Source organism: Geodermatophilus marinus (assembly GCF_003428645.1).
Classification (GTDB): Bacteria; Actinomycetota; Actinomycetes; order Mycobacteriales; family Geodermatophilaceae; genus Geodermatophilus.
This window is the reverse complement of record NZ_QVQH01000009.1, coordinates 22,058-45,210: the sequence shown is the minus strand read 5'-3', so window position 1 is coordinate 45,210 and position 23,153 is coordinate 22,058. Positions and strand designations below refer to the sequence as shown.

General features: G+C 76.9%; 22 protein-coding genes. 11 read left to right on the top strand and 11 right to left on the bottom strand.

Going from position 1 to position 23,153, the window contains the following annotated elements:
* Positions 1-21 precede the first annotated feature (21 nt).
* Positions 22-1,686 carry an AMP-binding protein gene (locus D0Z06_RS12085; protein WP_117377657.1) on the bottom strand — a complete coding sequence of 555 codons (1,665 nt, stop codon included), beginning with the start codon at positions 1,684-1,686 and terminating at the stop codon, positions 22-24.
* 161 nt (positions 1,687-1,847) lie between these two features.
* Complete coding sequence (locus tag D0Z06_RS12080; protein WP_117377655.1) at positions 1,848-2,483, bottom strand: hypothetical protein; 636 nt, start codon at positions 2,481-2,483, stop codon at positions 1,848-1,850.
* A gap of 158 nt (positions 2,484-2,641) precedes the next feature.
* On the opposite strand from D0Z06_RS12080, the gene D0Z06_RS12075 reads away from it, so the two are divergent.
* The 4 genes from D0Z06_RS12075 to D0Z06_RS12060 all read left to right on the top strand — a co-directional run bounded on the left by D0Z06_RS12075 (position 2,642) and on the right by D0Z06_RS12060 (position 5,387).
* A complete protein-coding gene (locus D0Z06_RS12075; protein ID WP_117377653.1) occupies positions 2,642-2,956 on the top strand; it encodes a DUF3303 domain-containing protein in 315 nt (104 codons plus the stop codon).
* A 59-nt stretch (positions 2,957-3,015) separates the two neighbouring features.
* Complete coding sequence (locus tag D0Z06_RS12070) at positions 3,016-3,288, top strand: type II toxin-antitoxin system Phd/YefM family antitoxin (protein WP_117377652.1); 273 nt, start codon at positions 3,016-3,018, stop codon at positions 3,286-3,288.
* Entirely contained in the window at positions 3,285-3,569 is a 285-nt protein-coding gene (locus D0Z06_RS12065) for a type II toxin-antitoxin system RelE family toxin (RefSeq protein ID WP_117377650.1), read from the top strand. The genes D0Z06_RS12070 and D0Z06_RS12065 overlap by 4 nt, the downstream gene beginning before the upstream one ends.
* A gap of 156 nt (positions 3,570-3,725) precedes the next feature.
* Positions 3,726-5,387, top strand: a complete 1,662-nt coding sequence (locus D0Z06_RS12060; RefSeq protein ID WP_117377647.1) for an NAD(P)/FAD-dependent oxidoreductase — start codon at positions 3,726-3,728, stop codon at positions 5,385-5,387.
* A gap of 42 nt (positions 5,388-5,429) precedes the next feature.
* Here D0Z06_RS12060 and D0Z06_RS12055 read toward each other — a convergent pair whose 3' ends face one another.
* The 3 genes from D0Z06_RS12055 to D0Z06_RS12045 form a co-directional block, all read right to left on the bottom strand.
* Positions 5,430-5,948: an HAD domain-containing protein gene (locus tag D0Z06_RS12055; protein ID WP_117377644.1), complete on the bottom strand. Its 519-nt coding sequence runs from the start codon at positions 5,946-5,948 to the stop codon at positions 5,430-5,432.
* A 31-nt stretch (positions 5,949-5,979) separates the two neighbouring features.
* Positions 5,980-7,011: an NAD(P)-dependent alcohol dehydrogenase gene (locus D0Z06_RS12050; RefSeq protein ID WP_233517625.1), complete on the bottom strand. Its 1,032-nt coding sequence runs from the start codon at positions 7,009-7,011 to the stop codon at positions 5,980-5,982.
* A gap of 160 nt (positions 7,012-7,171) precedes the next feature.
* Positions 7,172-7,501, bottom strand: a complete 330-nt coding sequence (locus tag D0Z06_RS12045; protein WP_117377640.1) for a hypothetical protein — start codon at positions 7,499-7,501, stop codon at positions 7,172-7,174.
* A gap of 139 nt (positions 7,502-7,640) precedes the next feature.
* Here D0Z06_RS12045 and D0Z06_RS12040 point away from each other — a divergent pair, with 139 nt between their 5' ends.
* A complete protein-coding gene (locus D0Z06_RS12040) occupies positions 7,641-8,534 on the top strand; it encodes an NADPH:quinone oxidoreductase family protein (RefSeq protein WP_233517624.1) in 894 nt (297 codons plus the stop codon).
* Positions 8,535-8,548: 14 nt separating this feature from the next.
* On the opposite strand, the gene D0Z06_RS12035 is transcribed toward D0Z06_RS12040, so the two are convergent.
* Together D0Z06_RS12035 and D0Z06_RS12030 are read right to left on the bottom strand one after the other, a co-directional pair.
* Positions 8,549-8,983, bottom strand: coding sequence for an ester cyclase (locus D0Z06_RS12035; protein WP_117377636.1), 435 nt, complete (start codon positions 8,981-8,983; stop codon positions 8,549-8,551).
* Positions 8,984-9,198: 215 nt separating this feature from the next.
* Positions 9,199-10,974, bottom strand: coding sequence for a DUF6398 domain-containing protein (locus D0Z06_RS12030; RefSeq protein WP_147332036.1), 1,776 nt, complete (start codon positions 10,972-10,974; stop codon positions 9,199-9,201).
* Positions 10,975-11,156: 182 nt separating this feature from the next.
* Between D0Z06_RS12030 and D0Z06_RS12025 the strand changes: the two genes are divergently transcribed.
* A complete protein-coding gene (locus D0Z06_RS12025; protein ID WP_117377633.1) occupies positions 11,157-14,417 on the top strand; it encodes a TM0106 family RecB-like putative nuclease in 3,261 nt (1,086 codons plus the stop codon).
* 383 nt (positions 14,418-14,800) lie between these two features.
* Positions 14,801-15,460, top strand: coding sequence for a matrixin family metalloprotease (locus D0Z06_RS12020; RefSeq protein ID WP_233517623.1), 660 nt, complete (start codon positions 14,801-14,803; stop codon positions 15,458-15,460).
* A gap of 33 nt (positions 15,461-15,493) precedes the next feature.
* Here D0Z06_RS12020 and D0Z06_RS12015 read toward each other — a convergent pair whose 3' ends face one another.
* On the bottom strand, positions 15,494-16,399 hold the full coding sequence (locus D0Z06_RS12015) for a carbohydrate kinase family protein (protein WP_147332035.1): 906 nt from the start codon (positions 16,397-16,399) through the stop codon (positions 15,494-15,496).
* Positions 16,400-16,527: 128 nt separating this feature from the next.
* Between D0Z06_RS12015 and D0Z06_RS12010 the strand changes: the two genes are divergently transcribed.
* A complete protein-coding gene (locus D0Z06_RS12010) occupies positions 16,528-17,457 on the top strand; it encodes an SMP-30/gluconolactonase/LRE family protein (protein ID WP_117377629.1) in 930 nt (309 codons plus the stop codon).
* On the opposite strand, the gene D0Z06_RS12005 is transcribed toward D0Z06_RS12010, so the two are convergent.
* Together D0Z06_RS12005 and D0Z06_RS12000 are read right to left on the bottom strand one after the other, a co-directional pair.
* Complete coding sequence (locus tag D0Z06_RS12005; RefSeq protein ID WP_199522269.1) at positions 17,427-18,749, bottom strand: ADP-ribosylglycohydrolase family protein; 1,323 nt, start codon at positions 18,747-18,749, stop codon at positions 17,427-17,429. The genes D0Z06_RS12010 and D0Z06_RS12005 overlap by 31 nt on opposite strands.
* A complete protein-coding gene (locus tag D0Z06_RS12000; protein ID WP_117377628.1) occupies positions 18,746-19,333 on the bottom strand; it encodes a tetratricopeptide repeat protein in 588 nt (195 codons plus the stop codon). Before D0Z06_RS12000 ends, D0Z06_RS12005 begins: the two co-directional genes overlap by 4 nt.
* Before the next feature lie 59 nt (positions 19,334-19,392).
* Between D0Z06_RS12000 and D0Z06_RS11990 the strand changes: the two genes are divergently transcribed.
* From D0Z06_RS11990 to D0Z06_RS11980, 3 genes are all read left to right on the top strand, one after another.
* Positions 19,393-20,181, top strand: coding sequence for an NUDIX hydrolase (locus D0Z06_RS11990; RefSeq protein WP_147332034.1), 789 nt, complete (start codon positions 19,393-19,395; stop codon positions 20,179-20,181).
* Between the two features lie 90 nt (positions 20,182-20,271).
* On the top strand, positions 20,272-20,679 hold the full coding sequence (locus D0Z06_RS11985; RefSeq protein ID WP_117377623.1) for a YciI family protein: 408 nt from the start codon (positions 20,272-20,274) through the stop codon (positions 20,677-20,679).
* A gap of 44 nt (positions 20,680-20,723) precedes the next feature.
* On the top strand, positions 20,724-21,869 hold the full coding sequence (locus tag D0Z06_RS11980; RefSeq protein ID WP_117377798.1) for an RNA polymerase sigma factor: 1,146 nt from the start codon (positions 20,724-20,726) through the stop codon (positions 21,867-21,869).
* A 193-nt stretch (positions 21,870-22,062) separates the two neighbouring features.
* Here D0Z06_RS11980 and D0Z06_RS11975 read toward each other — a convergent pair whose 3' ends face one another.
* A complete protein-coding gene (locus tag D0Z06_RS11975) occupies positions 22,063-23,112 on the bottom strand; it encodes an SIS domain-containing protein (RefSeq protein ID WP_233517622.1) in 1,050 nt (349 codons plus the stop codon).
* Between the last annotated feature and the right edge of the window lie 41 nt (positions 23,113-23,153).

Sequence of the window (23,153 nt, the reverse complement as noted above, 5' to 3'; positions counted from 1 at the left end):
TCGGCCGGGGCGGTCGACGGCTCAGGCGGGGCTGCTGCTCGGCTCCCGCCGGTCGGCCTCGCTGCGGCGCCGCTCGCGCAGGACGAAGCGCTGCACCTTGCCGCTCGGCGTGCGCGGCAACGCGGCGACGACGTGGATCCGCCGGGGGCACGCGTGGGCGGCGTAGCGCCGCTTGACGTGCTCCCGCAGCTCCTCGACCAGGCCCGGCGCCGCCGACCCGGCGTCGCGGAGGACGACGTAGGCCTCGATCGCCTCGCCGCGCAGTGCGTCGGGTACGCCGATCACCGCCGCCTCCGCGACGGCCGGGTGCGACACCAGGGCCGACTCGACCTCGAAGGGCCCGATCCGGTAGCCCGCCATGATGATCACGTCGTCGTCGCGCGAGGAGTAGGAGAACCAGCCGTCCTCGTCCACCGACGCGACGTCGCCGGTCAGGTACCAGCGCCGATCGGCGCTGAACCGCTCCGCCGTCCGCTCGGGGTCGTCGGCGTACCCGGTGAACCACATCAGCGGGCTGCCCGGCACGTCGACGGCCAGGCGACCCGGCTCGCCGGGGGGCGCCGCCACGTCCTCGCCGGAGGCGAGCACGGCGGCCCGGTAGCCGGGGATCGGGCGCCCCATCGACCCGGGCCGCACCTCGGCCCGGATGTCGGGGTGCCAGCCGTTGACGACGACCATGCCGAGCTCGGTCTGGCCGTAGTGGTCCCGGACGGGCACCCCCAGCCGCTGCTCGGCCCACGACACCACCTCGGGGTTGAGCGGTTCACCGGCGCTCGAGCACACCCGCAGGCGCAGTCCCGCGGACGGCGCCTGCGCCTCCCCGGCACGCAGGGCGCGGAAGACCGTCGGGGCCGCGGCGAAGTTGGTGACGCCGAACCGGTCGAGGACCTCCCACGTCGTCCCCACGTCGAAGCCGGCGCGCAGCAGCAGGTTCCGGCGGCCCGTGAGGAGCGGGCCGACGATGCCGTAGTACAGCCCGTACGCCCAGCCGGGGTCGGCGATGTTCCAGAAGACGTCGTCCGCGCGCACGTCCAGGCCGTACTCGAGGTAGACGGCGATGCCGGGCAGGGCGCCGCCCGGGACCGGGACCGCCTTGGGGGCTCCGGTCGTCCCCGAGGTGAACAGGTGGATGAGCGCATCGGTGGGCCGCCGCACCGCGGCGGCGTAACCGGGGAGCTGCGCGTCGAGCAGGTCGTCCAGCCCGGCATCCCCCGGGCGGCGCTGTGCCGGATCCCCGGTGACGACGACGCGCCACGGCGCATCGGCCGGGATGTCAGGCCCCGGGTCGAGCTTGGCCCGCTGATCGGCGTCGCACACCACCACCGTGGTGCGGCTCGGCAGCAGCCGCGCACCGATGGCCGCCGGGGCGAACGCGGTGAACAGGGGCACGTGGACCGCACCCAGGCGCCAGATGCCCAGCACGGTGACGACGAGGTCCTCGCCCTTGCCCATCAGCGTGGCGACGCGGTCGCCCGCCCGGACCCCGAGCGAGGCCAGCGCCGCGGCCGCCTGCTCCGAGCGAACCCGCAGGTGGCCGTAGGTGAGGTCCCGGCCGGACAGATCACCCTCGACCACCGTGAGCGCGACCCGGTCGGCCGGATGGCGGTCGCAGAGCAGGACGGCGGGGGCGGCCTCGCCGCCGACCTCGGCCAGCAGCTCGGTGACCCGCTCTTCCGGCGTGGGCATGGCGGCCTCCCAGCGGTGCGGCGGCCGATCGACCCCCGCACACCGGTCGTCCGGCCTGGTGCGGACCAACCTCGACCCGCCGGGGAGGGGTGTCAACAGGTCCGTGCCCGCCGACGGGACGCCCCGCAGAGCGCTCCTCCGGGACCCGAGGTCTGTGCCGGTCAGGCGCTGACGTCCTCGTGGGTGTTCACCCCGGGGATGCGCCGCACCGAGCCCCAGCCGAAGCGGGTCCACACGACGAGCAGTGCGCCGCCGACCAGGGAGCCCAGGGTGTCACGCACCAGGTCGCCGTTGGTGTCGTCGTTGCCCTCCGAGAGGTTCGTGCCGAACCAGGCGTCCGAGCGCCACTCGTAGACCTCCCACAGCGCCCCGATGGCGATGCCCAGCGCGGCGGTCACGACCCCGATGCCGATGTAGTGCGGCAGGTGCGTCTCGTCGCGGGGGTCGGGCACCACCTCCACCCGGGCCAGGGCGATGTACACGACCGGCGCGGTGAGCATCGGCACGGTGACGTGCACCAGGTCGTCGAAGCGCACCCACTCGTCGTACAGCCCGAGGACCTCCCCGAACCCCTGCAGCGCCATCGCCAGGGTCAGCGACAGGTCGTAGGGGCGCGGCAGGTTGATCACCCGCGCGACGAGCGTGATGCCGCCCAGCAGGGCCAGCAGCGCCGCCGCGCCCCAGTCCCCGGCGGCGGCGTACACCACGGCCCCGCCGAGGATCACCAGCCGCAGGACGTCGATGCCGTCCCGGACGACCGGTGTCCAGTCCCCGAGCAGCAGCGTGCGCGTGTCCACGGCGCGTGCCTACCCCACGGGCCGTGCCGGGGAGCGACCGCCGGTGGACCAGTTGTGCCGACGCGTCGGGACGGCGGGAGTCGGGTGCCGGCCGTCGCCGTCCCCCTTCCCGCCGGTCGCGGAACCCGGGAACCTCGGGGCGTCCGAGGGGGGCCGACATGAAGTACGTCCTCACCTGGCGGGAGCGGCCGGCCGGGTCGGCCGCGGAGTACGAGGCCACGCAGAAGCGCATCCTCGACGTCTTCTCCCAGTGGGAGATGCCGAAGAGCCTGACCTTCCACCAGTTCGTCGTCCGCGTCGGTGAGTTCGGCGGCTACGCCGTCATCGAGACCGACGAACCGGCCGACCTGCAGTACCTCACCACCATCTACGCCGCCTTCACCTGCACGGTCGAGCCGGTGCTGGACGTCATGGACGCCGTCGCGGCCGAGAACCGCGGCGTCGAGTGGCGGGACGCGCTGGCCGACGCCTGATGGGTGGAGCAGGTGTCGGAGTCGGCCGTCCTGGCCAGAATTCCGGCTATCCTCGGCGCATGACCACCGTGCCGCTGAGCGAGGCCAAGGACAGGCTCTCCGCCCTGGTCGAGGCTGCCGAGACCACGCACGACATCGTGACGATCACCCGGCACGGGCGAGAGGCGGCCGTGCTGATGGCCAAGTCCGACCTCGATTCCCTGCACGAGACGATCTTCTGGCTGTCCCAGCCGGGGGTCCGGGACGACGTCGAGCGGGCCCGACGTGAGCTGGCCGACGGGCGCACCACCTCCGCGGCCGAACTGAGAGCGGAGTACGGGCTCGGCGAGTGACCTCCCCCTACGAGGTCCGGATCGCCTCGGCGGCCCGCCGGCAGCTGGCCCGGCTCCCGACCCGGTCCGCCGTGGCCGTCGTCGAGTTCCTCACCACCGTCCTCCCGGAGAACCCCCTCGGGCTCAGCAAGCCCCTGGCCGGTGACTTCGCGGGCCTGCGCAGCGCACGCCGCGGCGACTACCGGGTGCTCATCGACGTGGACGACGGCACCCGCACGGTGCTCGTCGTCCGGATCGCGCACCGCGCCGAGGCCTACCGGCCACCGCCGCCGATCGGGTGACAGCGCGTCGCCGCAGGTCACCGGCGAGCCGCCCCCCGCCCGGCGCGGCGGGGAAAGGGACCTTCGCACCCTGGCGCCGGGAGCAGCGGGTTCCTAGGGTCGGCGGGTCCGGGTCAACCGGGCCCGGGCACCAGCCGACCCCGATCGAGAGCGAACATGAGCGCTCCGCTGCTGGTCGCCGTGGACGACGACCCCACCCTGCTGCAACGCGTCGAGCGCGAGCTGCGCAACCGTTACGCCTCCGACTACCGCATCTGCTGCCTGCGCTCGGCGGGCGAGGCGCTGGCCACCCTGGAGGAGCTGGCCCTGGCCGGCGAGCAGGTCGCCCTGGTGCTCGCGGCCGAGGAGCTCGCCGGGAAGCCGGGCACGGAGGTGCTCGCGGAGGTGCGGCCGCTGTTCCCGCAGGCCCAGCGAGTCCTGCTCCTCGGCTGGGAGCACGTGGGGATCGCCGAGGTCGGCGACGCGATGTTCGAGGAGATCGCGCGCGGGCGCATGGACCAGTACGTCGTGCGACCGGCCCCGCCGCCGGACGAGTCGTTCCACCTGGCGCTGTCGAGCTTCCTGCTCACCTGGGCCGAGGCGGCACGCCGGGCCCCGCACACCATCGACGTGATCGGCGAGACCTGGTCGGGCCGGGCGTACGAACTGCGCGACGTGCTCGGCCGCTGCGCCATGCCGCACCGGTTCTGCCTGGCCGACTCCGCGGAGGCACGGGCCGTCCTCGACGGCGCGGGTGAGCGGCGGCTGCCGCTGCTCGTCATGCCCAGCGGCAGGATCGTGGAGGACCCGAGCGACCTGGACATCGCCCGGTCGGCGGGGACGGTGATCGAGCCGGCGGGGGAGCGGTACGACCTCGTGATCGTCGGCTGCGGCCCGGCCGGTCTCTCCGCGGGCGTGTACGGGGCCTCCGAGGGGCTGCGCACCCTGGTCGTCGACTCCGGCAGCCTCGGCGGTCAGGCCACGGCGAGCTCCGCGATCCGCAACTACCTCGGCTTCCCCCGGGGGGTCACCGGCGGGGACCTGGCCCGGCGCGCCTACGAGCAGGCGTGGATCTTCGGCGCCCGCTTCGCCTTCATGCAGCAGATCGCGAGCCTGCGGCGGGAGGACGGCCACGTCGTCCTGACCTCGGAGACCGGCGGCGTCGTGTGCGCCTCCGCGGTCGTCCTGGCGACGGGGGCCAGCTACCGGCGCCTCGGCGTCTCGGAGCTGGAGGCCCTGCACGGGGCCGGCGTCTTCTACGGCGCCGCCGCCTCCGAGGCGCCGCTCGTGGCGGGCGAGGAGGTCTTCATCGTCGGCGGCGCGAACTCGGCCGGGCAGGCCGCCGTGCACCTGGCCCGCTACGCCAAGCGGGTCACGCTCGTGGTGCGGGCCGCGGCGCTCGAGGCCGGCATGTCGCACTACCTGGTCCGCCAGGTCGAGGAGACCCCCGGCATCGAGGTCCGCACGGGCACCGAGGTCGTCGGGGGCGGCGGCGACGGGCGGCTGGACCACCTGGTGCTGCGCGATCGCGGGACCGGCGAGCTGGAGCGGGTCGACGCCTACGCGCTGTTCCTGATGATCGGTGCGCAGCCGCGCACCGGGTGGCTGCCCCCCGAGATCGAGCGGGACCCCGCCGGTTTCGTGCTGACCGGGGCGGACCTGAGCGACGACGCGCTGGGCGGGTTCGAGCGCCCGCCGGTGGGGCTGGAGACCAGCGTCCCGGCCGTCCTCGCCGCCGGCGACGTCCGGCACGGCTCGGTCAAGCGCGTCGCCTCCGCGGTGGGGGAGGGCTCGATCGCCATCCAGCAGGTGCACCGGCTGCTCACCGCCCGCGTCTGAGCGGCACGGGACGGCGGCCCGCCGCCCCGGTCGGGCTCGGACTCAGCCCCCGAGCCACTCCTCGACGGCGTCGAGGTGCTCGTGGGTGAGGCCGGCGAACACGTCCGGCGCCACCACGAGCACGTGCGGGTTCGCCGCCAGCCAGTCGCCGGTGCCGGCGGCCTCGTAGGCCAGGTCGTCGTCGATCCAGACGATGCGGCGCTCCGGGTGCTCCTCGGCGACGGCGCGGGCCAGGTCGAGCTTCCACCAGCCCGACGCGCTCGACAGCGCCCCGGCGAAGCCCGTCGGCCCGACGCCGGGCCGGGCGTGCACGCGCAGACCCCGCGGCAGGCCCATCGGCTCGGCCAGCAGCCGGTCGGCGTCACCGGCCCACGTGGTCAGCCACTGGATCTCCACCCGGTCGGCGTCGTGCCACGCGCGCAGCCGCGCGGTCACCGTCGGGTCCCACGACAGCACGTAGCCGTTGAACCGCCCGCGCCGCCACCCGGCCGGCAGCTCGGGGGCGACGGCGTTGAGCACGCCGTCGACGTCCAGCAGCAGGATCGGGACGTCGGCGGCCATGCCCCAGCCTCCCGCGCGCGGCGGGCGCGCGTCACGCCGAGGGGACGACGACCGCCCGGCCGCGGATGGTGCCCTCGTGCAGCCGCCGGTAGGCCTCCGGCGCCTCGTCCAGGGTGAACCGCTCCACCTCGACGTGCACCGCCCCGGCCCGGGCCAGGTCGAGCACCTCCACCAGCTCGGTCCGGGTGCCCCAGTACGGCGCCCGCACCGACGCCCCCATGGGCGTGGAGAAGAAGCCGGTGGGCAGCGTCCCGCCGCCGATGCCGACGATCTGGACGACGCCGTCGGAGGCCACCGTCCGTCGGGCGATCTCCAGGGTGGGCGGCGCGCCGACGATGTCGAACACCGCCTGCGCGCCGACCCCGCCGGTCAGCGACCGGATCGCGTCGACCACCGCCGGCTCCGAGCGGAGCACGTGGTGGGCGCCCACCTCCCGCGCCAGGTCCAGCTTCTGCTCGCTCACGTCGAGGGCGACCACCGTCGCCCCGGTGACGGCTCGCAGGACCTGGATCGCGACGTGCCCGAGGCCGCCGGCGCCGATGACGACCGCGGTGCTCCCGGCCGGCAGCTTCTCCAGGCTGGAGACGACGGCGTGGTACGGCGTGAGCCCGGCATCGGTCAGCGACACCGAGGCCACCGGGTCCAGGTCACCCAGGGGCACCAGGTGCCGGACGTCGTCCACCAGCATGAACTCGGCCAGCGCCCCGGGGGAGCCCAGCCCGGGCGGCATGATGCCGAGGGCCGCCGCGCGGGTGCAGTAGTTCTCCGCGCCGCGCGCGCAGGCGTGGCACAGCCCGCAGCCCCACGGCCCGTACACGGCCACGGGGTCGCCGACCGCGACGCCGGTGACGCCCTCGCCGAGCGCGTCGACGACCCCGGCGCCCTCGTGCCCGAGGGTCAGCGGCAGCCCGTACACGTACTGCTCGGCGGGCAGGCCCATGACGAAGGCGTCCGAGTGGCACAGCCCCGCCGCGGTCACCCGCAGCCGCACCTGGCCCGGCCCGGGCTCCGGGGTCTGGACCTCCACCACCTCCGGCTCGCCGCCGATGGTCCGGTACTGCACTGCGCGCACGCTGTCCCTCTCGCCGGTGGGTGCGGAACCCCGACGCTAGGGCGCCGCCCGGTCGGCCGCAGGGTGCCGACCGGACCCCGCGGGCAGGGCCGGAGGTCCCGGCCCGTCGACCGGCCGGACCCCGACCGGGCGCGGTGCGGCCGGCGCCGGGTCACCCGAGGAGGACGGCCCCGATGACGAGCAACGGCACCGACACGAACGCGAAGACGCCCAGGCCGGTGAGCCCCTCGCCGGCGGCGGGCCCCTCCCGCTCCGGGACCTCGCCGTGGACGAGCCGGGACTCGAGGAAGCCGCTCCGGGGCAGCACCGTGCCGCTGGTCAGGGCGAGGAGGCCGGCGATGACGAGCAGCGAGATCGCGAACTTCGACCGGAAACCGCCGTCCTGCAGCAGGGACCACACGCCCGCGGCGGCGAGCGCGACGACGCCGGAGGCGAGCAGCAGGACCAGCGCCTGCCGGAGTGCACGGAGGTGGTCCGCCACCGGAAGAGCCTAGCGCCGGGAGGGGGTCGGTGGACCCGGCGCCGGGCTCCGCGGTGTTCTAGCGTGCGTCATGCGTGCCGCGATGATCACCGCGCTCACGGGACCGGATGCCGTGGAGGTCCGGGAGCGACCGGAGCCCGTGCCCGGGCCGGACCAGGTGCTCGTCGACGTCGAGCACGCCGGCGTCACCTTCCCCGACGTCCTGCAGACGCGGGGCCGGTACCAGCGGCGACCCGACCTGCCGTTCACGCCCGGGTGGGAGGTGTCCGGGGTGGTGCGGGCGGACGCCGCGGGCTTCCGCGCCGGTGACCGGGTGGCGGCCCTGCCGACCACCGGTGGCCTCGCCGAGACCGTCGCGGTCGACGGCTCCATGGTGTTCCCGCTGCCGGACGGCGTCCCCTCCGACCGGGCCGCCGCCCTGCCGCTGAACTACCTGACGGCGCACTTCGCCCTGGTCCGCCGGGCGCGGCTGGAGGCGGGCGAGCGCGTCCTGGTGCACGGTGCCGCCGGGGGTCTCGGGGCCGCCGCCTGCCAGCTCGCCGCGGCCTCCGGCGCGCGGGTCGTCGCGGTCGTGTCCACGCCCGAGAAGGCGGAGGTCGCCCGGGCCGCCGGGGCGCACGACGTCGTGCCGGTCGACGGCTTCCGCGACGAGGTCCGGCGGCTGACCGGGGGGCGCGGGGTGGATGTCGTCGTCGACCCGGTCGGCGGGGACCGCTTCCCCGACTCCCTGCGCTCGCTGGCCCGGGAGGGCCGGCTGCTGGTCCTCGGCTTCACCGGCGGTGAGATCCCCACCGTGAAGGTCAGCCGGCTGCTGCTGACCAACACCACGGTGATGGGCGTGGCCTCGGCCGAGCTGTGGGCCGACGAGCCCGACCTGCCCGGCCGGCAGTGGCGCGACCTGGTGCCGCTGATCCGCTCCGGCGCCATCGCCCCGCCGATCGGCCGGGTCCTCCCGCTGCAGGACGCCGCCGCGGCGATCCGCGAGCTGGACGAACGCCGGGCCGCCGGCAGGGTGCTCGTCCGCGTGCGCTGAGCGACGGCCGGGCGCTAGACCAGGATCGAGGGGGGCCGCACGGTCCCGGGGACGACGCCGAGCTGCCTCATCAGCCCCAGCGCGTCGGTGATCCCGTGCTCCTCGACCAGCTGGCGGCTGGCGATCCGGACGACGCTGATGCCCTGGACCCGGACACGCACCCCGGTGGGCGGGATGCCCCCGAAGTCGCCGCGGTGGGTGGCCTCGACGAACCACCGCGCCGTGACGCGGTCGGCTACGCCGAGGGTCTCCTCGATCGTGATCCGCATGTCCGGGAACGCGGTCGTGAGCACCCGGAAGTGCTCCTTGTACCCGTCGACGCCGACGATGGTCTCGGGCTCCGCCGGGTCGTGGCCGCGGTACGTGCGGGCGATGAAGCGTTCGATGCCGGCCGGGTCCTGGTCGTTCCAGATCTGCTCGATGTGCGCGCGGAAGACTGCTTCGGACATCGGGGTGCTCTCCTCCCGGTGGTGCGGCTGGTGCGACCAGGGTCGGCGGGCTCCCTGTCGTGGCGCTGTCACCGCGGTGCCGCCCGGAGGAGCACCCCACCTGCTCCCGGGCGCCTCCGTCCGTGAGTGCAGGTGCACTCACGGACGGAGGCGCCCGGGGGGGATCAGCCGCGGGCGGGCCACGGCCACCGCGGCGGCGTCCCCGACGGACCGGTTCAGGGCAGCCGGTCGCGGATCTCGATCAGCGCCCGCCGGGTGCTCGAGGTCAGCTGGTCCGGCGACCGGAGCCCCGGAGGGCCGGCGGTGTAGTCGTACGGGTCGATGCCCAGGACCTGCAGGAGCGGCTTGGCCCGTGCGGCGGGGGTGCTCTCGGAGACCCCGAACCAGCCGGCCAGGTCGCGGACGGCGATCCGGCGCTCCGTGAACGCGTCGTTCGCCCTGGCCACCAGCCAGCAGACCGCCGCGGCCGCTCCCTCCACCCGGCCGCGGCGCAGCGGCGCGGGGTCGGTGGCGGCCACCCGGGCCAGCACCCGGCGGGCCGCCGTCCGCAGCTCGACGTCGAACAGCTCGTCGCAGCAGCGGTCGACCAGCTCCAGGACCGCCCCCACCCGCGCACGGGCCTGCTCCGGGACGCCGTCCCAGCGGAACGGCTCGTCCGGGAGCGGGGCGCCGTCGAGGCGGTCGAGGGCGGCCCCGCCGCCGACGAGGTCGCCGAGCCGGGCCCGGGCCGACGCCGGGGGCAGGGCGAGCGGGTCCTCCGGCGGCCGGGCGGCGTCCGCGGGGTCGAGCGCGCCGATGGCGGCCAGGAGCGCGTCCGGCCCCTGCGGCCGGGGTGTCCGGATCGCCTGCTGGTAGCCGGGCTCGAACTCGTCGACGGCGGCCAGCGTCTCGGCCGTCAGCTCGGGGCGGATGCCGCGCTCGGCGTGGCAGAACCGGATGAAGGCGCGCAGCAGCTGCGGGACCCGCGCCAGGTGCTCCGCCTCGGCGACCACCTTCCGGGGGATCCAGTCCGCCAGCAGGATCTCCACCGCCGTCGGGCTCCAGCGCATCGGGTCACCCGGCCCGTAGTCCGTACCGAACCACAGCAACCGGTCCAGCAGGAGGCGCGCGTCGGCATCGTCCGGGCCGGTGCCGTGGGGCGAGGCGAGGAAGCGCTCGGCCAGCGCCCGGGTGTCCGCCTCGCTCCACTCCGGACGCACGTAGCCCGTGCCGCCGGCCGGCAGCAGGCGCACCACCCACTCGACGAACGGCCGGCAGCCCGGCCAGGTCTCGGACTCCAGCGGCGGGTAGACGTGGGCGCCCAGGGCGACCGCTTCGGTGATCCGCGCCCGGGCGTCGGCGGGGTCGAGGTCCTCGAGGCTCGTGTCCGGGTCGTCCCCCGCCGCCTCCTGCAGCAGGGCGACCACCTCGGGGAGCGGTCCGGGGACGACGAAGGCGTCCTTCGCGACGCCGCCCATGTTGTGGTCGACCAGGACGACGGCGCACGCGTCGGAGCCGTCGGCGAACCGGATCCCGACGACGAGGTCCTCCGAGTCGCCGAGCACGTGCCGCACCTGGACGGCGCGATCGGCGGGCACCGATCGGTGCAGCTCGGCGAGCCACCGGGGGAGGACGTCGCCGCGGGCGGCGATCTCCCGCCGCACCCGCGACCTCAGCACCTCGTCGCCGGAGAGGCCGGCGATCCCGGCCAGCACGGCCGAGGTCTCCGGCAGCGGGGCCTCGACGAAGCTCTGCAGCAGGTCGTCCAGCGTCGGCCACCCGGGCGGGCGCGGGTCCAGCGGGGAGGGGTCGCCGCCGAACGCGTCGAGGAAGGAGCTCACCAGCCCCAGGAGCGGCAGCGGGTGGTCCGCGGCGAGGGCGCCGGCGATCTCGTCGACGAGGTCGGGACCCTCCTGCCGGGACGGCGCCCCGTCGCGGCGCCGCCGCGGCGGCCGCGCCTTCCTCGGGCGGCTTCCGGTGCCGCGTGCGGGGCGGCGGGAGCGCTTCGGCACCGTGCCGAGGCTAGCCGCTGCCGGGCGGCGGGACGACGGGTTCCGCCCGCGCGGCGCGGGGGCTTCGCGGGCGCCGACCGGCATGACAGGGTCGTCGGCGCTCCACGACCGGCACCACCACGGGGGACCCTTGCCCGACCTGCTCCTGCCCACCGCCGCTCGCGCGACGGGGGGCTGAACCCGTGCACCGGATCGCCGGCCGGCTGGTGCTCAGCCCCAGCGACCTGACCCGCCACCAGGAGTGCGCCCACCTCACCGCGCTGAACCTCGCGGTGGCCACGGGCGCGCTGCAGCCCCCGCCCGAGGGCGCCGGCGACCAGGCCGTGCTCGTCGCCGACCTCGGCATCGCCCACGAGCTGGCCTACCTGGAGTCCCTGGAGGAGCAGGGCCTCACCGTGGTCCGGCTGCAGGGCCGGCGCAGCGAGGCGGCCACGCTCGAGGCGATGCGCGCCGGCGTGGACGTCGTCCACCAGGCCACCCTCTCCGACGGCACCTGGGGCGGGCAGGCGGACTTCCTGCTGCGCGTCGCAGCGCCCTCGGCGCTGGGGGACTGGTCCTACGAGGTCGCCGACGCCAAGCTCGCCCGGCGCATCACGGTGCCGGCACTGCTGCAGACGGCCACCTACGCGGCCCGGCTCGCCACCCTCCAGGGCCGCACGCCCGAGCGCATCTGCATCGTCACCGGGGACGGCGGGTCCCGGCCCTGGCGGCTGGTGGACGTCGCCGCCTACGCCCGCCGGGCCCGCGCCCGGCTCGAGGGGTTCGTCGCCGACGTCCCGCCCACCGCGCCGGTGCCGACCGCCTACTGCGACCGCTGCACCTGGACGGCCCGCTGCTCCGACGAGCTGCGCCGCGGGGACGACCTGAGCCTGGTCGCCGGGCTGCGCCGCGACCAGCGGGCCGCGCTGCTGGCCGCCGGCGTCACCACCGTCGAGCAGCTCGCCGGGGCCGACGACGAGACGCTGCGCGCGACCGGCATCGGCCGGGCCACCCGGGAGCGGCTGCGCGACCAGGCCCGCGAGCAGCTGCGCGGCCGCCACGCCGGGCGGCCCACCCGCACCCTGCTCCCGCCGATCCCCGCGCAGGGCCTGCTGCGGCTGCCCGCGCCGAGCCCGGGCGACCTGTACCTCGACTTCGAGGGCGACCCGCTGGCCGGGGACGGCGCGGGCCTGGAGTACCTCGCCGGCCTGGGCGACCGCACGGGCGCCTTCACGGCGCTCTGGGCGCACGACGCCGACCAGGAGCGGCGCATGGTCACCGACCTCGTCGACCGCGTCGTCGAGGCGTGGCGGGCCGACCCGGGCATGCACGTCTACCACTACGCCGCCTACGAGGTCAGCGCGCTCAAGCGGCTCACCGGCCGGTACGGCGTCCGCGAGGCCGAGCTCGACCAGCTGCTGCGCGCCGAGCGGTTCGTCGACCTCTACCCCGTCGTCCGCCAGGCGATGCGGATCAGCAAGGAGTCCTACTCGATCAAGAAGGTCGAGGCCTTCTACGGGCGCGAGCACACCGGGGACGTCGCCGACGCGATGAGCAGCGTCGTCGAGTACGAGAAGTGGCTCACCGACCGCGACCCGGCCCGGCTGCGGGCCATCCACGACTACAACCGGGACGACGTCGACTCCACCCGCGAGCTGCACGACTGGCTGGAGACCCAGCGCGCCGAGCTGGAGGCCGAGCACGGGGAGCAGCCGCGCCCGGCGGCGTCCGAGGTCGCCGCGCCGGCCCCGCGGTCGGAGGCCGAGGTCGCCGAGCTGGCCCTCGTCGAGCGGCTGGCCGGGGCGGGGCACGCGCTGCTGGGCGACCTCGTGCAGTGGCACCGCCGCGAGGCCCGGCCCGGCTGGTGGGAGTTCTTCAGCCGCGGCGAGCTGGAGGACGACGAGCTCGTCGAGGACCGCACCGCGCTCGGCGGGCTGTCGCGCCCGGTCGAGATCGGCACCGAGAAGCGCAGCAAGCTCTACGCGTTCACCTTCCCGCCGCAGGACACCAAGCTCTCGGTCGGCGCGAAGGCCTTCGACGTCGACACCCGCGTGCGGGTCGGCGAGGTGCGCGAGGTCGACGCCGTCACCGGCCGGGTCGTGGTCAAGAGCGCCAGGGAGCCGGTGCCGCCGCGCGGCCTGGGCCCGGAGGGTCCGCTGGCCGACACGGCCATGCGGGCGGCGATCGCGGCGACCGCCGAGGACGTCCTCGCCGGCCGGCCGTCCCTCGGGCGGGCGCTGCTGGACCGGGTGGTCCCGGCCGACTGCCGGCGGCTGCCGGGGGAGGAGGCGGGGGACGCCGTCGTCCGGCTCGGGCTGGAGCTCGACGGGCAGGTGCTCGCCGTCCAGGGGCCGCCGGGCAGCGGGAAGACGCGCGCGGCCGCCCGGCTGATCCGCGCCCTGCTGGACGCCGGGAAGAAGGTCGGCGTCACCGCCACGTCCCACGCGGTGATCGGCAACGTGCTGCGCGCCGTCGACCGCCCGGCGCTGCAGAAGTGCGAGGAGCACCAGGCCTGCGGGGCGCCCGGGGTCGAGTGGTCGAGGGACGCCGCCGACGTGGCCGCCCGGCTGCTCGACGGGTCGGCGTCGCTGGTCGGCGGGACGGCGTGGTTCTGGTGCCGGCCGGACCTCGCCGAGGCCGTCGACGTGCTGGTCGTCGACGAGGCCGGGCAGTTCTCGCTGGCCAACGCCCTCGCCGTCGCCCGCTCCGCCCGCTCGCTGGTGCTGCTCGGGGACCCCCAGCAGCTGGCCCAGCCGACGCAGGCGGTGCACCCCGGCGAGTCCGGCTGCTCGGCGCTGGAGCACCTGCTCGAGGGGCACCCGACCGTGCCCGAGGACCGCGGCGTCTTCCTCGACCGCACCTACCGGATGCACCCGGCGCTGACCGGGTACGTCTCCGAGCTGGCCTACGAGGGACGGCTGGAGTCCGCCCCCGGCCGGGAGCGCATCGCGGTGCAGGCCGGCGGGCTGGTGTCGGGCTCGGGGCTGGCCGTCCGGTACGTCCGGCACGCGCGGGTGTCGGCGGCCTCGTCGGCCGAGGAGGCCGCGGCGGTGGCCGAGCTGTGGCGGTCGCTGCAGGGCGTGGGCTGGGTGGACGCCGACGGGCAGCAGGCCCTCGTCGGGCCGGAGGACGTGCTGGTCGTCGCGCCCTACAACAGCCAGGTCGCGACGATCCGCGCGCTGCTCCCGGACGGCGCCCGGGTCGGCACCGTGGACCGGTTCCAGGGGCAGGAGGCGCCGGTGGTCGTCTACTCGACCACCTCGACCAGCGCCGAGGACGCCCCGCGCGGGGTGTCCTTCCTCTACGACCTGCACCGGCTCAACGTGGCGGTGTCGCGGGCCAAGGCGCTGGCCGTCGTGGTGATGAGCGAGCAGCTGCTCGACGCCACCGTCCGGACGCCGGAGCAGCTGCGCCAGGTCAACGCGCTGTGCCGACTGGCCGAGATGGCCACCGTGGTCGGGTGACGCCCTGGTCGGCCGACCCCGTCGGCGGCCGACCGCGGGGCCCCGGCTCGGTCCCCTCCGGCGTCCTACGTCAACGAGTGCAGGTGCACTCACTGACGTAGGACGCGCGGAGGGGACGTCCGCCCGGCCGTCTGCTCACCGCTCACCCCTCCGGGTGGGCCGGGGCGCGGGTCCTGGCTCCGCGCGCGGCGGGCCGGTACGACTTCCCCGGACGACCGCACGGACGACGGGGACAGCGCTGGTGCACAGCGACGCAGGACGACGGGACGCGGGACGGACGCAGGACGAGGACTGGTGTCCCGGGGGCTGCCCACCTCGCCCACCGGCCGGGTGCCCCGGTGGGTGCTCGACGAGGCGGCCGGTCGGCCCGCTGCCGCCGCGCCGTGGCGCGCCTGGTCCCCCGGCGCCGGCCCGGCCCCCCGCCGGCGGCACCGGCCGGCGGCGGGCCGCACGCCTACGTCGCGGTGCAGGACGACGGCGTCCGGCCGGTCGCGTACGACCCGTGCCGGCCGGTGCACTACGTCCTCCGGCCCGGGAACGCCCCGCCGGGCGGTGACGCGCTCGTGCATGAGGCGTTCGCCCGGGTCTCGGCGGTCACCGGGCTGGTGTTCGTGCACGACGGGTCCACCGACGAAGTGCCGGCGCCCGACCGGGCGGCCTTCCAGCCCGAGCGCTACGGCGACCGGTGGGCGCCCGTGCTGGTCTCGTGGCAGACCGAGGCGGAGGCGCCCGACTTCGCCACCGAGGTCGCCGGGCGCGCGGGCAGCACGGCCGCCGCGCCACCCGGCGGGCCGCGGGTGCTGGTCACGGGCACGGTCGACCTGGACGCGGCGGAGTTCGGCCGCCTGCTCGCCGACGAGCGGGGGACCGCCGTGGCGCGCGGGATCCTGCTCCACGAGGTCGCCCACCTCGTCGGCCTCGCCCACGTCTCCGACCCCGCCCAGCTCATGTACCCGACGACCAGCACCGTGGTGCACTTCGCCGCCGGTGACCTGACCGGGCTGGCCGCGCTGGGGCGCGGGGAGTGCGTGCCGGACCTCTGACGGCCCGGCCGGGCGCCAGCCCCGGGCGGCGGCTCAGGACGGGGGCTGGGCGCCGATCACGCCGGCGACCACCGCGGCGGCGGCGTGACCGCCCCGCACGGCGTCGAGCACCGGGTCGCCGGCCCGCCAGCCGGCGAGGACCCCGGCGGCGAGGGCGTCGCCGCAGCCGGTGGTGTCGCGCACCGGCACCGGCACCGGCGGCACCGGCACCCGCCACGTCCCGCCGCGGGTGCGGACGGCGGTCGGCTCCGGGCCGGCGTGCACCACGACCAGGTCCGGAGCCCAGGGCGGCAGGTCGCCGTCCGGCTCCAGGCCCAGCACGCGGGCCTCCGCCGCGTTGCACAGGAGCAGGTCCGGCCGCAGCCGTCGCACCGACCCCGCGTAGTCCTCGGCGCCGTGCGCCCGGACGCGGGTGGCCGCCGCGACGTCCAGGCTCACCGGCACGCCGGCCCCGTGCGCGCGGTCCGCCGCGGCCGCGAGCGCGTCCGGGAAGCGCAGCAGGTCGTAGCCGTCCAGGTGCAGGACGGCGGTGCCCGGCAGCGGGACGCCGGCGACGTCATCCGGCTCTAGCCCGCCGTCGCCGCGGTCGGAGAGCAGCGTGCGCTCGCCGTCCGGGTGCACGAGGACGGTGGCCAGCGGCGTCCGCCCGCGGCGTACCACCGCCAGGTCCACGCCGCGCGCGGCCAGCCCGGCCAGCAGCCCGTCGGCGAGCGGGTCGGCGCCGGCCCAGCCCGCCAGCACCGCGGGCACCCCCAGCCGCGCCAGGCCCGAGGTCACGTTGGCCGGCGCGCCGCCCGCGGTCGTCGTCCGCACCACCCGCTGCTGCCCGCCCACCACCAGCGGCTCCGACAGCTCGAGGACCGCGTCGGCCACCAGCTTGCCCAGCACGACCACCGGACCGCGCCCGGCGGCGCGCGGCCACGTCGGGGCGTCGGTCATGCGGGAGAGCGTGCCGGGGGAGGGCGCGGCGGGCACGTCGGCGGCCGGGGGGCCACCCTGCGGGCCCGGGAGGACGGGGCTAGCGTCGGGGCCGGGCCCGGTCCGGCTCCGCGACACCTGGGGGAGACGTGCGCGCACGTGTGCTGACGGTCCTGACGGCGACGGTCCTCGGCCTGACCGGCGGTGCGGTCGGTGCCGCGCCGGCCGGCGCCGACGGGGGCGGGTGGTTCCCCGACGTCATCCCGCTGCCGGCCGGCTTCCAGCCCGAGGGCATCGCCACCGGCCGCGGGCCCACGTTCTACGTCGGCTCCCTGGCCGACGGCGCGATCTACCGGGGCAGCCTCCGCACCGGGGAGGGCAGCGTCCTCGTCGAAGGCGTGCCCGGCCGCGTCGCCGTCGGCGTGGAGGTCGACCGGCGCGGGCGGCTCTGGGTGGCCGGGGGCGACACCGGCACCGGGCGGGTCCACGACACGCGGACCGGCGACGAGCTGGCGAGCTGGTCCTTCGCGACCGCCGGGTTCGTCAACGACGTCGTGGTGACCCGCGACGCCGCCTACTTCACCGACTCCCTCGAACCGGTCCTGCACGTGGTGCCCCTCGGTCCGCACGGGGAGCCGGGCGAGGCCACGACCCTCCCGCTGACCGGGGAGATCGAGTACACCGACGGGTTCAACGCCAACGGCATCGAGGCCTCCCCGGACGGCCGGACGCTGCTGGTGGTGCAGTCGAACACCGGCCTGCTGTTCGCCGTCGACGCGGCCACCGGCGAGGCGACCCGGGTGGACCTGGGCGGCGCCTCCCTCACCAACGGGGACGGGCTGCTGCGGCGCGGCAGCACGCTCCACGTCGTCCGGAACCGGCTGGACGAGATCGCCGTCGTCCGGCTGGACCCCTCCTACCGCAGCGGCACGGTCGTCGACACCCTCACCGACCCGGACTTCGACGTCCCGACCACGGTCGCCGGCTTCCGCGACGAGCTGTACGCCGTCAACGCCCGGTTCGGTACCCCGCCGACCCCGGAGACGACCTACACGGTGGTCCGCGTCGACGGGTCCTGACCGCACCGCGTGGCCAGCCGGTGCAGCGCCGCGGTGAAGCTCTCGTTCCACAGCCCGAGGTGCTCCCAGCGCCCGGCGACGCGGGCGGTGGCCTCCTCGACGCCCAGGCCCTCCTCGCGCACCAGCCAGCCGCGCAGCACCAGCCCGGTGCGGGAGGCCCCGCCGTGGCAGTGCACGAGCACCCGCCGGCCGTCGGCCCGCAGCGCCGCCAGGTCGTCGAGCACGTCGGCGAGCACCGCGTCGACGTCGGCGTTGTGCTCGTCGTCGGCGAGGTGGGCCTGGCGGTGCACCTCGTGCGGGAACGGCTCGCCGAGCCGGCACAGCGACAGGACGGCGAAGTCGGCCGCGCTGGTGCGGGCGCCGTCCAGGTTGCCCGCCCAGATGCCGGGCACGACCTCGCGCGGTCCCAGCCGCGGGATGACGCCCCGCTCGTAGGGCACGCCGGGGCGGCCGTCGAGCGCCGCGGCCAGCTCCTGCAGGTCGGCCGAGCGCCACACCCGGTCGCCGGGCCCGGGCACCCGGCCGTGCACCGCGGAGGACCAGCGCATCGGGATGCCGGCCATCCCGTGCACCGCCCCGGCCAGGCCGCCGGCGACCGCGGCTCCCGTGCCGGTGTGCCCGCCGAGGTCGACGACCCGGCGCAGCACCGCCTCGAAACCGCCGCCCTGCCGCAGCGCCCACACCGCCGAGCCGAGCGTCGGCCACACCGCGCCGTCGGGTCCGGTGGCGTCGGCCGGCGTCCAGCCGGGGTCGAGCACGGCCGCCGCTCGCCGGCGGTGCGCGGGCGCGACCGCCGCCAGCGCCGAGGGGACGGCGGCCAGCGGGTCGCCGCCGTCGAGCGCGACCCGCAACAGCTCGTGGAGGACCGCGCAGCCCTCACCGGCGGACGGGTCGGCGGAGGTGAGCGCCGAGAGCCGGCGGGCGGCGTCCACGGTGGCCTCCCGCCCCTCGCGGGCGAACCGGACCGCGGCCGGGGTGGTGCGCACCAGCGAGCCGGTGCCCGCGGCGTGCCGGGCGCGGAGCCGGTCGACGACGTCGGCCTCGTCCAGGCCGCCCCGCTCGACCAGCGACCCCGCCACGAGCAGGGCCGTCCGGGTGTCGCCGGTGAACTCGCCGGGCGCCCACCCGAGCGGCCCGCCGCCGCACATCTCGGTGCGCACGCCGCGGGCCGGCCGCGGGAACCGGGCCGAGAAGGCCCCGGGCGGGCCGAACCCGAACGGCGCCCCGAGCGCGTCGCCGACCGCGGAGCCGACCAGGGCCCCGGCGACCCGGTGCGAGCGGTGCACCGTCACGGCCCGTCGGTCTCCTGCACGCGGGAGAGCCCCAGGTCGAACTCGTCGGGCGGGAAGCCGAGCCGCTCCCGCACCCGGCGGCGGGCCACGAGCACCATCGCCGCGACCATGCCGGGCGCCTCGCCGAGCGGGTCGTCGGTCTGCGCGAGCAGCCGCTGCAGGGCCAGGTTCAGCCACCGGTTGGCCTCGGCGAGGTCGCCGACCTCCTCGTAGTCCTCGCCGATGAGGGCGTACACGTCGGCGTCCCGCGGGCGGGAGCGGCGCACCTCCTCGGTCAGCCGCCGGGCCTCGTCGAGCCGGCCGACCCGGACCAGCCCGTGGTGCAGCGCCGTCCGGACGTCCGGGACGACCTCGCCCTCCGCCGCCACCGCCCGCTCGAACAACGCCAGCGCGGCCTCCGCGTCCCCGGCCATCCCGCGCAGCTCCCCGGCCTGCACCAGCAGGGCGGCCGGCGACAGGTCGTCCTCCGGGTGGGGGTCGTCGGCCCACTGCTCGAGCCGGGCCGACGCGGCGCGCCGCTGCTCCGGGGTCCGGGCGCCGAGCTCGAGTTCCTCGACCTGGTCGGTCGTCAGGGCTGAACGCACCGGTCCACCGTAGCGACGACGGGTTCCCGAGTACCGCTCGCCATCCCTAGGGTGCCCTCGTGGCGAAGAAGGACGCGAAGAAGGACGCGAAGAAGGGTGCCAGGAAGGGCGCCGAGAGGGATGCGCCGAAGCGCCCCCGGAAGAAGGGCACCGTCGCGGCCGGGGTGCCGGCCGGGAAGCGCGACCGCGGGGCGGCGGGGGCGCGGGCGGCCGGACCCGGGCCCGCCCGGCCGCTGGTCGCCGTCGACACCGCCGTCCTCACCGTGCTGCCGCCCGACGTCGCCGGTCCCGGGGACCGGCTCGGCGAGCTCGCCGTCCTGCAGGTCCGATCGGCGCAGGGCGGGTGGGTGCTGCCGGCGACGCTGCTCGCCGAGGGTGAGCCGCTGGCGCGGGCGGCGGCCCGCTCCCTGGCCGAGGCCGGCGTGCCCAGGGACGACGTCCGGCCGCGCCAGCTGCCCGTCCTGCAGGGGCCGGACGGCGTGCTCGGCGTCCCGCACCTGGTGTGGGTGCCCCACGAGCGGGTGGCGCCCGTGGTGGAGGGGAGCGGCGGGCGGCTGCGGCTGGCCCCGGTCGGCGGGGCGGGCGCCGCGCGACCGGAGGTCCTGGCGGCGGCGCTCGAGCGGGCCCGCCGGGAGTACGCCGAGGCCGCCGACCCGGGCGGGCTGCTGCCGGACACCTTCACCCTGCACGAGCTGTTCGTCGTGCACGACGCCGTCGCCGGGCACTTCGACTCGACCGAGGACGCCTTCCGGCTGCGCATCGCCCGGCACGTCGAGCCGACGGGGCAGTCGGTGCGCCGGCTGGCCGGGCGGCCGGCCCGGCTCCACCGCCGCCGGGCGCCGGCCTGATCCGCTGCCCGGGGGATGTCGAGAACGCGCGGCCGGCTCCGTCCCCGGGGTGAGGCGGCCAGGATGGGCCGCACCGACGAGGGAGATCCCATGGCCAAGTACCTGCTGCTCAAGCACTACCGGGGCGCGCCGTCATCGGTGAACGACGTGCCGATGGACCGGTGGACCCCCGAGGAGATCGACGCCCACGTGGCCTACATGCAGGGCTTCGCGACGCGGCTCGGGGAGTCCGGCGAGTACGTCGACGGGCAGGCGCTGGCGCCCGAGGGCGCGTGGGTGCGGTCCGACGGCGAGGGGCGGCCGCCGGTCACCGACGGGCCGTTCGCCGAGACCAAGGACCTGATCGCCGGCTGGATGGTCATCGACGTCGACTCCTGGGAGCGCGCCGTCGAGCTGGCCGGGGAGCTGTCGGCCGCGCCCGGCGCCGGCGGGAAGCCGATCCACGAGTGGCTGGAGGTGCGGCCCTTCCTCGGTGCCCCGCCCACGGTCACCGAGTGACCCGGCGGCGGCACCGGGCACCGGGCACGGGCGCGGTCCCCGGCGTGGACGGGGCACGGCTCCGGGAGCTGATCCCCGAGGTGATCGGCGTCCTCGTCCGGCGTGGAGCGGACTTCGCGTCGGCCGAGGACGCCGTCCAGGAGGCGCTGCTCAAGGCGCTCGGGACGTGGCCGGCGGACCCGCCGCGGGACCCGAAGGGGTGGCTGGTCACCGTCGCGTGGCGCCGGTACCTCGACCACCGCCGCTCCGAGCGGGCCCGCTCGGGCCGGGAGGTGGCCTACGACCTGCAGCCGTCGCCGGGCCCGGTGCCGGCCGCCGACGACACCCTGCAGCTGTACGCCCTGTGCGCGCACCCGTCGCTGGCACCGGCGTCGGCGGTGGCGCTCACGCTGCGGGCCGTCGGCGGGCTCACCACCCGGCAGATCGCCGAGGCCTACCTCGTGCCCGAGGCGACGATGGCCCAGCGGATCAGCCGGGCCAAGCGGCGCATCGCCGAGGTGCCGCTGGACCGGCCGGGTGACCTGGCGACGGTGCTGCGGGTGCTCTACCTGATCTACAACGAGGGCCACTCCGGCGAGGTCGACCTCGCCACCGAGGCGATCCGGGTGACCCGGCAGCTGGCGGCGGCCGCCGACGAGCCGGAGGTCGCCGGCCTGCTCGCGCTCATGCTGCTGCACCACGCGCGCCGGGCCGCACGCACCGACCCCGCCGGCCGGCTGGTCCCGCTCGCCGAGCAGGACCGGTCGCTGTGGGACACCGCGCTGATCGCCGAGGGGGTGGAGATCCTGCAGGGCGCGCTCGCCCGGGACCGGCTCGGCGAATACCAGGCGCAGGCGGCGATCGCCGCCCTGCACGACGACGCCCGGCGGTTCGAGGAGACCGACTGGGTGCAGATCGTGGAGTGGTACGACGAGCTGGTGGCCCTCACCGGCTCGGAGGTGGCCCGGCTGAACCGGGCCGTGGCAGTGGGGGAGGCGGACGGCGCGCCGGCCGGGCTGGCTGCCCTGGCCGAGGTCGACCCGCGCCTCCCGCGCCGCACCGCGGCCGCGGCCTACCTGCACGAGCGGGCCGGGCAGCTCGCGGAGGCCGCGGACCTGTACGCCGCGGCGGCGCGGGCCGCGACGAACCTCGCCGAGCGCGACCACCTCACCCGGCGGGCCGCCCGGCTCCGGCAGGCCGCGTCCGGCTGAGCCGAGGTGCCGGTGGCGGGCGTCGCTGTGCCGGCTCGACCAGCTCGGCCTCGCCGTCGGGCGTGGCGATGCGGGTCAGCGCGCGCACCTCGGCGTCCGACAGCCGCCCGGCGGCGAAGGGGGCCCGGCCCCACCGACAGAAGGCGCAGGTCCATCGGCCGGGGCGTTCCCGCGGGAACGCCCCGGCCGGACGTCACAGGGTCTCGGTGACCTTGCGGAGGCCGCGCGGGGAGTCCGGATCGCCGCCCCGCAGCCGCGCCAGGTGCAGCGCGAGCAGCTGGAACGGCAGGATCTCCAGCAGCGGCGAGGCGACCTCGGGAACGCCGTCCGGCAGCACCAGGCCGGCGTTCGCGCCGAGCGCGGCCTCCTCCGACCCGACGGTCAGCACGTCCGCCCCGGTCTCCCGCAGCCGGGGGAGGATCGGGGTGATCGCCTCGCCGGCGGTTCCCGAGGGGGCCACGGCCAGCACGGGCACGGTCGCGTCGACCATCGCCAGGGGGCCGTGCAGCAGGTCGGCGCCGGAGTACGCGTGCGCGGAGACGTAGCAGGTCTCCATGAGCTTGAGCGCGGCCTCCCGGGCGGTCGGGTAGGCGTACCCGCGCCCGGTCACCACCAGCCGCTGCGCGTACCGCAGCCGCTCGGCGGCCCGGGCCACGACCGGCTCCAGCGCGAGCACCTCGGCGCCCCACCCCGGCAGCCCGCGGAGGTCGGGGACGTCCCCGCGGAGCCCCTCCACGAGCAGCAGCAGGGCCAGGAGCTGGGCGGTGTAGCTCTTCGTCGCCGCCACCGCCCGCTCCGGCCCGGCGAGCACGTCCACGGAGAACTCCGCCGCCTGCGCCAGGGAGGACGACGCCGCGTTGGTCACCGCGACCGTCGTCGCGCCGCGCTGCCGGCCGACCTCGACGTAGCGCACCAGGTCCGGTGACCCGCCGGACTGGCTGACCGCCACCAGCAGGACGTCGGAGAGGTCCGGCCGCGCGCCGTAGGCGGTGACCGTGGAGGGCGAGGCCAGCCCGGCCGGCAGGCCGAGCCGCACCTCGACCAGGTACTTGGCGTAGAGCGCGGCGTGGTCGGACGTCCCGCGCGCGACGAGCAGCACGAAGCGCGGCCGCCGGGCCCGCACCGCGGCCGCCACCCCGGCGACCGCCCCGCCACCCTCCTGCAGCAGGCGCGCCCACACCTGCGGCTGCTCGGCGATCTCGGCGGCCATCAGCGCGCCCGGTTCCGGTGCCGTCTCCCCCACGTCGGCCAGGCTAGGGGGACGCCGGACCGGAGCCGCCGGTC